Below are 10,738 nucleotides of genomic sequence, written 5' to 3' on the forward strand. Positions count from 1 at the left end.
GTTGCGGGACTTAACCCAACACCTCACGGCACGAGCTGACGACAGCCATGCAGCACCTATATAACAGTCCTTGCGGAACTCTTCATTTCTGAAGATGTCCATTACATTTCGAGCCTGGGTAAGGTTCTTCGCGTTGCATCGAATTAAACCACATGCTCCACTGCTTGTGCGGGCCCCCGTCAATTCTTTTGAGTTTCAGCCTTGCGACCGTACTCCCCAGGCGGATTGCTTATCGCGTTAGCTGCGGCACGATCGGATTGGGTACCGATCACACCAAGCAATCATCGTTTAGGGCTAGGACTACCAGGGTATCTAATCCTGTTTGCTCCCCTAGCTTTCGCGCCTCAGCGTCAGTAGTGGTCCAGTGCGCCGCTTTCGCCACAGGTGTTCCTCCCGATATCTACGCATTTCACCGCTACACCGGGAATTCCACGCACCTCTCCCACCCTCCAGCACGGCAGTTTCGCCTGCAGGCTCTGAGTTAAGCCCAGAGGTTTCACAGGTGACTTACCGTACCGCCTACGCGCCCTTTACGCCCAATAATTCCGAACAACGCTCGCACCCTCTGTATTACCGCGGCTGCTGGCACAGAGTTAGCCGGTGCTTCTTCCACCGGTACCATCATTATTTTCCCGGTCGAAAGGAGTTTACACCCCAAGGGGCTTCATCCTCCACGCGGCGTTGCTGCGTCAGGGTTTCCCCCATTGCGCAAAATTCCCCACTGCTGCCTCCCGTAGGAGTCTGGACCGTGTTTCAGTTCCAGTGTGTCCGTGCGCCCTCTCAGGCCGGATACCGATCTTCGCCTTGGTAAGCCATTACCTTACCAACTAGCTAATCAGCCGCGACCCCCTCCAAAAGCGGATTTCTCCTTTGATCTTTCGATATTATGCGGTATTAGCCTCGGTTTCCCGAGGTTATCCCCCACTCAAGGGTAGGTAGTCACGTGTTACTCACCCGGTCGCCACTGTACTCATGGATTGCTCCACTTTCTCGTTCGACTTGCATGTGTTAGGCACGCCGCCAGCGTTGATTCTGAGCCAAGATCAAACTCTCGTTTGAAACCTGACGTCGATCTGGGTAGATCGACCACCTCCGCCCAGCTGAGGGCAGAGGTCTATTTTGTGAGTACGCTCAGACTTTAGCCCGAACATTTCATTCTCACGACTGGCACGTTCAACCTTATTGTCAAAGACCGAATCGCTTTCCGCCTAAGCGGTGCGCTTTCTGGTCCGCACCAGACTCCCACTAGGAGAATCTCGTACGTCCTCGAAACCTGTTAACCCTATCGTGTCGCAACCAACACTGTCAACCCTTTGAAATCACAGGATTTCCACCTGTTATCCACAGCAGGGAGCGTCTAAACCGGCGAGAAAAACTCAAGCGCGGGATACTCGAAACGACAGCGCAGCTACACTCTTCCGCTTGTTGATGGCGTTGCGTTTTCGGCACGCGCCAAAACGGAAGAAGGTCAATACTAAAAAGATCGCTTGGAGGTTCTGCTTTTCGCGAAACCCTTCAGGAACCTTGTTCCCGAATGCGGACTCCGAAGAAAGGGAGTCAATTAGAGGCTTTCAGAGTTTGATGCCACAGTTCGCTGCAAGGATGCAGACAAACCTAGACACTTGTTCACTTGTCCTCGACTTCAAAAGTTATACCAGAACGATAGTAGTTGTGCAAGGGGGAATCTAAGGAGTCAATCTGAGGGCAAAGGTGAGAGGGCAGATTGCAGAGTTAAAAGACCTTTTCACCCCTCGTCCCGGAGGACACACTTTCGCGGAACACACTGCTCCACGATGTTCACCTCTGCAATCTGACCTCTCACCTCCGCCCTCGCTATTTTGCGGTAGCTATAATCGAATCTGCCCGTGATCTCCGTCCTCCAACTCGGCCGCATCGACTACGCCGCCGGACTGCGCATCCAGCAGGAACTGGTCGAACTCCGTAAAGCCGGACGTATCGGCGACGTGCTGCTCCTCCTCGAACACACGCCCGTCATCACCCTGGGACGCAACGCAAAAACCACGAACATCCTGCTGTCGACCGAGCAGCTCGCCTTGCGCGGAGTCGAAGTCTTCGAATGCGACCGCGGCGGCGACGTCACCTTTCACGGCCCCGGACAACTCGTCGGCTACCCGATTTTCGATCTCCGCGGATACATCAGCTCGCAGGAAATCAGGTCTCAGGTGTCAGGTCTTAGCTCTCAGGAAAAGCCCGCCCGCAAAACCATGGGCGCGATCGACTACGTTCGCTGCCTGGAAGAAGTCTTAATTCGAACCTGCGCGGATTTTTCCATCGCCACGAAGCGCGTGGCAGGACTGACCGGCGTCTGGACCGAAGGGGATGATGTGGCTGATGTGGGGACAGGTCTTCGACCTGTCCAGGACAGGTCAGAGACCTGTCCCCACACAGCCACAGAAGCCAAGATCGCCGCCATCGGCATCCACATCTCGCGCTCCGTCACATCGCACGGCTTCGCGCTGAACGTCAACACTGACCTCAGCTACTTCAGTCTGATCGTCCCGTGCGGAATCACATCGAAGCCGGTGACTTCAATGCAAAAGCAACTAGGCCAAACGGTTATGCTTGCGGAAGTCTCAAGATCCCTTGCAGCCAGTTTCGGCATTGTGTTCACCCGGAAAATCCGGGAAGTGCAGACTATCGAGGCACTCCACGAAAGAGCGGTCGGTACGCCACTGATCTTTCCGACCAACCTACGCCAGCTTCACGCTCACTCCGAAGAAGACTCCTGCGTGTGACGCTCGTAACGTTAATCCTGCCTCTTCGCATTCTGCTTTTCTGAGTTGAACGCATAATTGAGTCGCAATCTTTCGTACCGTCAGATGATCTTCTCTCGACTCAAAGCGCTTGCCCTTCTAATGCTTGCCCTCCATTCAGCGACTCACGCTGTGGCACAACCGCAGCGCGCCGCAAACGTGTTAGACCAACAACTACTGAGCGCCGCCGACGACATGAGCGTCGCGGGTGTGCGTGACTCGCTTGAGAACGGCGCTCATATCGAAGCCCGGGGGCGAAACGGTTCGACCGCGTTGATCCTCGCAACAGAGCGAGGATCGGCGGATATAGTAAAACTCCTGCTCGATAGAGGTGCCAATGCCAATGCCCGAGATCGAAGTGGCGATACTGCGTTGGTTGAAGCTGCGAGAAGCGGGAACAATGAGCTGCTAGAGCTTCTTCTCAAGGTCTCGGATTCGCGAAACAAGAATCTCGCCCTCTTCGCGGCCGCGACGGGTGGGCCCGTAGTCATTGTCATGGAGGACCAACCCGCCGGCGCTCTGGTCACCGGGCCCCCCATGGAAGCCCCCTGGATCAAGACCAACAGGCTTCTCCTTGAAAGTGGGGCCGATCTCGAGACCCGCGATCCGTTACAGGGGACGCCCCTCATGGTAGCCGCCTCCCACGGGCAAACGGACATTTTTGAGTTCTTACTGAACAGAGGCGCCAGCATTCACGCTAGGGACAAGTACGGCAACACGGCGTTGATCTTGGCGGCGTGCGAGTGCGCCGCAGCAACGATGAATAGCACATACGACATCGTGAAAATGCTGCTGATTAAAGGCGCCAACCCAAATGCCCAAGCGAACGATGGCACAACCGCGCTAATGAATGCAGCGGGCGGCTTCGGCGGTTCAGCGATTGTGGAACTACTGCTCAACAGCGGAGCCGATCCAGCGGCGAAGAACAAAAAGGGAAATACAGCCCTGAGCCTCGCCATCAAAGCCAATCAGCCAGACAAAATTGAAATATTGAAGCGAGTGGCTGCGCACCGTCATTGAGGAACTAGTCGTCAACGCCTAGATCACTAGCTCGCCTCTCCCCTCTCGCGTTACCATCGTCTGTCGCCAAAAGCGCTTCTTACGACGATGGCCCCAAAGAAGAAAGCCCGCTCAGCCGCCCGGAAGCCCAAAGCCCGCAGCCCGCAGCCCGCGGCTCGCAGCTCCCTCCGCACCTACTCCATCCCCGACCACCGCCTGGAAAAGCCCGCCTTCACCCTGCGCCAGGTCCGCGTCGGCGACCAGGTCCGCTACGAAGTCGAAAGCCGCGATCTTTCTCAGAAGGATCTCTCCAAACCCGCGCCTCCACTGCGCGAATCGAAATATTTGAGCAAGCAGCAGCTCATCGAAATCTATCGCTGGATGCTCCTCAACCGCCGCATGGAGTCCGCCCTCGAAGCGCTCTACAAACAGAGCAAAGTTGTCGGCGGCGTCTACTTCGGTCTCGGACAGGAAGCCTGCTCCTGCGCCTCCGCTTTCGCTCTTCAGAAAGATGACTGGCTCGCGCCCATGATTCGCAATCAGGGATCGGTGCTGGTGCGCGGATTTTCGCCGCGCGACATCATGATGCAGTACATGGCAAAAGCGGGATCGCCTACTAAGGGACGCGACGCCTCCACTCACTTCGGCGATCACGAGACACGAAATGTCGTCTCGCCGATCTCAACTCTCGGCGACCTGATCCCCGTGCTCGCGGGCGTTGCGCTGGGTGCGCGCATGCAAGGCAGGAACCTCGCCGTCATGACTTACATCGGCGATGGAGGGCAATCCACCGGCGTTACCTACGAAGGCCTGAACTTCGCCGCCGTGCAGGATCTCGGACTTGTGCTCATCGTCGAAAGCAACATGTGGGCTTACTCCACGCCATCGAACATGCAGTTCCGCGTAGAAGACCTCGCCGAGCGTGCGATAGCCTACGGCATTCCCGGCATCATCGTCGACGGCACCGACGCCTGCCAGGTCTACGACGCCTGCCACGAAGCCTGTGAACGCGCCCGCCGCGGCGAAGGCCCCACGCTGATCGAAGCCAAGATGATGCGCATGAAAGGCCACGCCATCCACGACGCGGCGGAGTATGTCCCGAAGCCGCTGTTTGAATACTGGAAGAAACGCGATCCGATCGCGCGGCTAGAGAACTATCTCGTCAATACGAAGAAGTGGCTGACTGCGGATGCCAATCAAAAACTAATCGCCGAAGTAGAAGCGCAACTCGAAGCCGACCGCGAATTCGCCGTGAACTCTCCGATGCCGACACCCGAATCCGCCGCCCCCGGCGCCTACTGCGAAAACGGCTGCCACGAGATCAAACCGAAGTACGCGATGCCGAAGGTGCGCGGCGGCAAGAATGTGGGTCTGAAGAATTCCGACGCAGCGGTGCATTTGAAGTAAAAGCCTGACCCATCTGATTCGCTTCTACCGTTTGAGAACTGTCATCTTAGGAACTGTCGCCTTGTAGAACTGTCACCTTAAGAACTGTCATCCTGAACGAAGTGAAGGACCTGTTTTCTTGTGCAGCGAAGGAAAGCAGATCCTTCACTTCGTTCAGGATGACAGCTCTCAAAAGGCTACCCACGGTCCTTCGATGCTATCCTGCTGCCCATGATTCGCCTGCAACCGCTTCTCGCACTTGTTTTACTAACCACTGCCCTTGCCCAGCCCCCCACCTTCAAATACATCCGCATCGGCAGCCCCACCGACGTCACCACCAAAGCCACCGCTGGATACGCTCTCCTCGGCGGCGGTGAAGACCTCGACGAAGCATTCAAGTTTCTCTGCGACAAAAGTGGCGGCGGAGACTTTCTCGTCGTCCGCGCCGCCGGCGAGGACGCCTACAACGACTACATCAACAAGCTCTGCAAGCTGAATTCTGTCGCCACCCTCATCATTCCCGACCGCGACTCCACCTCCGATCCCAAAATCGTCGACATCATCCATCACGCCGAAGCCGTCTTCATTGCCGGAGGCGATCAGGCCCGCTACATCAATTGGTGGATGGGCACTCCCGTACAGGACGCTCTCAACGCTCACATCGCCGCCGGCAAGCCGATCGGTGGAACCAGCGCCGGCCTGGCCGTGATGGGCCAGTACATCTATTCCGCGCAAGGTGACGCCCCCGATGATGACGGCCTTCAGTCCAGTCAGGCGATGCTCAATCCGTTCATGCCGCGGGTCACCGTGCGCCGTGACTTCGTCAAGATCGACCTCTTGCAGAACACGCTCACCGACACTCACTTTGCCAAACGTGACCGTATGGGACGCACGCTCACCTTCCTTGCCCGCATTATGAAAGACGGGTGGTCTCCTGCCCCGCGCGAAATCGCCATCGACGAAAAGAGCGCCGTCCTGGTTGAACGCAACGGCAAAGCCCGCGTGATTGGCTCCGGCAAGGGTGCCTATTTCCTCTCCGTCCCCCGCGGAGGCCCCGACGTCTGCCGCGAAAACACCCCGCTCACATTTAAGGACATCGCCGTCTATCGCGGCCCGGCCGGATCATCCTTCAACCTGAAGGACTGGACCGGCAAGGGTGGTCTCGCCTATTCCCTCTCAGTTGTAGATGGAAAGATTCAGAGCACCCAAAAAAGTGGTGAGGTCTATTAGCCCGATAGCCCGATTCACACCATCGAAAAAACAGGACGCTCCAGCCATGTTTTTAGCTTGACCCCGCACCTTGCCTCTGAGAGACTTCGGCTGCTTTCGGGGTACTGGAAAAGAAGCCGTGTCCGCGATGGACAACCTCCCCGGCCAATTCGCTTTTTTTCCCTGATCGAAAACTTGGATCGAAATTGCCATCAACGCCTCCCGCTTACGGGTGTGTTGTGTTGTGGCTTTTTCCACTTTCTTCTTTCGTGAGCACGCCTCCAAAGCAGCGGCGCACCGAACCTGGGTCCTGCCCGCGATTCGCAGTTCTTGTTATTACAGACGATACGGATACCTGGAGATCTGCTTTGGAGGCGAGAATGAGATTCCCACTCAATTTTCATATCCCGAACTTGGCCCGGCGCGCGGGCATCAACGCGGCAACTCTCCTGGTTCTCCTGATCACTGGAGTCCTTTGGGCCCAGACCGGCACATCCAACATCCGCGGCATCATCACGGACGCTCAGGGACGGGTCGTCGCTGGGGCAACCGTCACCATCACTGACAATCAGACTGGATTTTCCCGCGATACCAAGACCGGCAGTCAAGGCGAGTATCAGTTTCTACAACTGCCGCCTGCGGTGTATGCCGTGTCGGTAGCCGCCACCGGATTTGCAACCCTGAAAGAGGAAGGCGTCCGGCTCATGGTGGACACTCCCGCAACCCTCAACCTCACCGTTGCGGTGCAGGGCCAGTCCGTAATTGTCGACGTGGAAGGCACAGCACCCCTGGTCAACACGACGGATGCAACTCTGGGCCATGCCTTCGGCACCGAGAAATTGGAGAACTTGCCTTTCGAAGGTCGCGATCCAGTCGGCATTCTGAGCCTGCAGCCCGGAGTGGTCTTTATCGCTCCCAAAGGGCAAGTCAGCGAACTGCAAGACAGCCGCGGCGGGTCCGTGAATGGCGCGCGCAGCGACCAGACCAATGTGACCCTCGACGGTATCGACAATAACGACCAACTCCAGGGATTTGCCTTTCAGGGAGCGGTCCGTTCGACGCTGGACTCTCTACAGGAGTTCAGAGTGACCACCAGCAACTCCAACGCCGATGCCGGCCGCTCATCTGGAGCGCAGGTGAGCCTGATTACCAAGAGTGGTACTAACCACCTCCACGGCTCAGCCTACGCATATAACCGCTCCAAGATCGGAGAAGCCAACGATTGGTTCAATAAAAAAGCGCAGCTTGGTTCAGGCCTTCCCAACGTGCCACCGCATCTTGTCCGCAACACGTTCGGCGCAACTTTTGGCGGCCCGATCGTAAAAGATCGTCTCTTCTTCTTCCTCGCCTACGAAGGCCAAAGAACCCGAGAGAACCAGCAAATCACGCGTGTCGTCCCCAGCGATGATCTACGCAATGGGATCGTGAGCTACGTTTGCGACGCGGCCGATCCCAATTGTCCATCCAACGGCATTTTCACATTGCAAGCGTCTGATTTGGCACAGCTCGATCCAAACTGCAGCACGCCGGTCCCAGGATTTCCCAATGGGACCTGCCCGTTGGGTCCGGGAGCCAATTCTGCCGTAATGGAAATCTTTCAAAAATATCCTGAGCCCAATACGGATTCTGTTGGCGACGGCCTGAACTTTCGAGGCTTCACCTTCTCGGGTCCCGCGCCTGGAAAAACCGACACCTACATCGCCAAGATTGATCTCAACCTGACGAGAAATGGCAACCACCGGTTGTTCGTGCGTGGCGGCTTGAACAACGATCACGGTCCGCTGGCCAAGGAGAGCGTTTCGCAAACCGGTGACGCCGGACCCGAATTTCCCGGGATGCCGACCAACCTCGTGGGAACCAACAACTCCAAAGGTCTGACGGTCGGATACACGGCGCTCCTGCGCAACAACCTCATCAACAATTTCCGCTACGGCTTCATCCGCCAGGGAACCAGTGAAGCGGGGCTGAAAGACAGTCACTTCGTTCAGTTCCGTGGCCTGGACAACATCCAGGGATTCGACACCTCCCTCAACACTCACGTACCGGTACAAAATTTCGTCGATGACATCACCTGGACGAAAGGAAAACACAACCTGCAGTTCGGCGGAAATTACCGGAGAATCGACAACGTTCGTTCATCTAATTCCACGTCGTTCTTTACTGCGACCACCAATGTGTCGTGGTTGGATAACGCAGCCATCGCCAATACCGGATCCAGCTTGGATCCAGGCGCTCTGCAATTCGCCGATCTTGGTTTTCCGGCCGTGGCCGAGAGTTTCTCCAGTTCCTACGACTCCCCCGTGGCAGCGCTAGCCGGACTTGTCACCGAAGTGGACGCAAACTACAACCTCACCAAAACTCTCGCTTCTCTGCCCGAAGGCGCCTTCGTGCCGCGGCATTTCCGGTCCAATGAGTTCGAGCTCTACGGACAGGACACCTGGCGCGTGACTTCCAACTTTACTTTGACGTTCGGCCTACGCTACACCCTGCTGCAGCCTCCCTACGAGACGACCGGCACCCAGGTCGCCCCCAACGTGAGCCTGAATGACTGGTTTAATAAGCGCGGCCAGGCCATGCTCGCCGGTCAAACCTATAACCCCCTCGTGCAGTTCGATCTCTCAGGACAGGCCAACGGAGGAAAGCCCTATTGGGATTGGGACTACAAGAACTTTGCACCCCGCATTGCCTTCGCCTGGTCGCCCAGCGCCGATAGCGGCTTCTTGCGCAAGATGTTCGGAGGTCCCGGTAAGACTTCCATTCGCGGCGGTTACGGCATTTACTACGATCACTTCGGGGAAGGCATCACAAACAGCTTTGATCGTCAGGGATCATTCGGCTTAACGACAGCCATATCAAACCCGGCAGCAATCCAGAACGTAGACACCACTGCGCGGTTCAGCGAGTTGCTCACCATTCCCACGGTAAGCGCACAGACAACCGACGACTGTCCTGTATCGCCGTGCTCGATCGTGGCGCCCCCGCCGACGGGAAGTTTCCCGGTCACCCCGCCGACGACCGCGTTTGCGATCACCTGGGGACTGGACGACAAACTCAAGACTCCCTATTCGCACGTAATCGATTTCTCCCTCACGCGCGAACTGCCTCGCGGCTTCGTGGTGGAGGCCTCCTACGTCGGACGTATGGCTCACCGTCTCCTGCAGGAAGAAGACTTGGCCATGCCTTTGGATATCGTGGACCCCGCGTCGAAGACGGATTACTTCTCTGCAGCCACGCAGCTTGCCAAGGCCACCAATGCCGGCACCGATATCAGCGCCCTCGCTCCTATTCCTTATTGGGAGAATTTGTTCCCGGGAGCTGCCGGAAACCTCGGATTTGGGCCTCCGGGTGACATAAATAACTTAGGCTGCGCTCCAGGTAACAATGTTAACGCGGCCAATTACACCGCGACTCAGGCGATGTACGACATGTATTCCTGTTTCACGGGGAACGAAACCACCGGTCTGTTTGTTGCCGACTTGCTCTGTTTACCCGCCTGTTCCCAACTACCCGGACAGCCGGTTGGCGGACAGCCTTTTAACTATTTCGACAATCAGTGGTCGTCACTCTACGCGTGGCGAAGCGTCGGAAACAGCAACTATCACGCCGCCCAATTCAGCCTGCGCCATGCCATGACGCACGGGCTGCAGTTTGATCTCAACTACACCTTCTCCAAGTCCATCGACGTAGGATCGAATGCGGAGCGTATCAACCAGTTCGAGGGTGGCGGCTTCGCCAGCCAGATTATCAACTCCTGGTCCCCCAAGCAGCTGCGTGCCGTCTCGGATTTCGACACCCGTCACCAGATCAACGCCAACTGGGTTTATGAGCTTCCCTTCGGCCGCGGTAAATCCTACGCCTCCGGAATCGGTCGCGTAGCCAACGCCATCGTTGGCGGATGGCAATTCTCCGGATTAATGCGCTGGAGCAGTGGCTTGCCCTTCACTGTCGGCTCTGGACTTGGTTTCTGGCCCACCAACTGGGAACTGACTTCCTCCGCGGTCATGGACGGCCCCCGTCCCAAGACCGGCACCTACATGAAAGACGGCAACCCCAACGTGTTCAAGGACCGCGATACCGCGAATCAATCTTTCCGTTTCGCGTATCCGGGTGAGTCCGGAATGCGAAACCTGTTGCGCGGCCCCGGTATTTTCGGAATCGATACCGGACTTGGCAAATCCTGGAAGATCACCGAGTCGCAAGCGGTGAAGTTCTCCTGGGAAGTCTTCAACGCCACCAACTCGGTCCGCTTCGACGCTGCCAGTGCAAACCTGTCGAAAGCGAACAGCAGCTCATTTGGTAACTACATCCAGACCCTGAGTCAGAAGCGCGTCATGCAGTTCTCACTGCGTTACAGCTTCTAATTCACAACG

5 protein-coding genes and 1 rRNA gene are annotated in these 10,738 nt (G+C 56.9%); 5 read left to right on the forward strand and 1 reads right to left on the reverse strand.

The window, feature by feature from the left end; all coding sequences use genetic code 11:
- Positions 1-1,053, reverse strand: a 16S ribosomal RNA gene (locus tag HY010_12115); the annotation flags it as partial.
- 812 nt (positions 1,054-1,865) lie between these two features.
- On the opposite strand from HY010_12115, the gene HY010_12120 reads away from it, so the two are divergent.
- From HY010_12120 to HY010_12140, 5 genes are all read left to right on the forward strand, one after another.
- Positions 1,866-2,756 (forward strand): lipoyl(octanoyl) transferase, encoded by an 891-nt coding sequence (locus HY010_12120; protein ID MBI3476469.1) that lies wholly within the window; start codon positions 1,866-1,868, stop codon positions 2,754-2,756.
- A gap of 57 nt (positions 2,757-2,813) precedes the next feature.
- Positions 2,814-3,794, forward strand: a complete 981-nt coding sequence (locus HY010_12125; protein MBI3476470.1) for an ankyrin repeat domain-containing protein — start codon at positions 2,814-2,816, stop codon at positions 3,792-3,794.
- 87 nt (positions 3,795-3,881) lie between these two features.
- Entirely contained in the window at positions 3,882-5,180 is a 1,299-nt protein-coding gene (locus HY010_12130; protein MBI3476471.1) for a thiamine pyrophosphate-dependent dehydrogenase E1 component subunit alpha, read from the forward strand.
- A gap of 210 nt (positions 5,181-5,390) precedes the next feature.
- Entirely contained in the window at positions 5,391-6,389 is a 999-nt protein-coding gene (locus HY010_12135; GenBank protein MBI3476472.1) for a cyanophycinase, read from the forward strand.
- 359 nt (positions 6,390-6,748) lie between these two features.
- Positions 6,749-10,729, forward strand: coding sequence for a TonB-dependent receptor (locus tag HY010_12140; protein MBI3476473.1), 3,981 nt, complete (start codon positions 6,749-6,751; stop codon positions 10,727-10,729).
- Positions 10,730-10,738 lie beyond the last annotated feature (9 nt).

The sequence above is a fragment of the Acidobacteriota bacterium genome, from assembly GCA_016196065.1.
In the GTDB taxonomy this organism is placed as follows: domain Bacteria; phylum Acidobacteriota; class Terriglobia; order Terriglobales; family Acidobacteriaceae; genus Acidiflorens.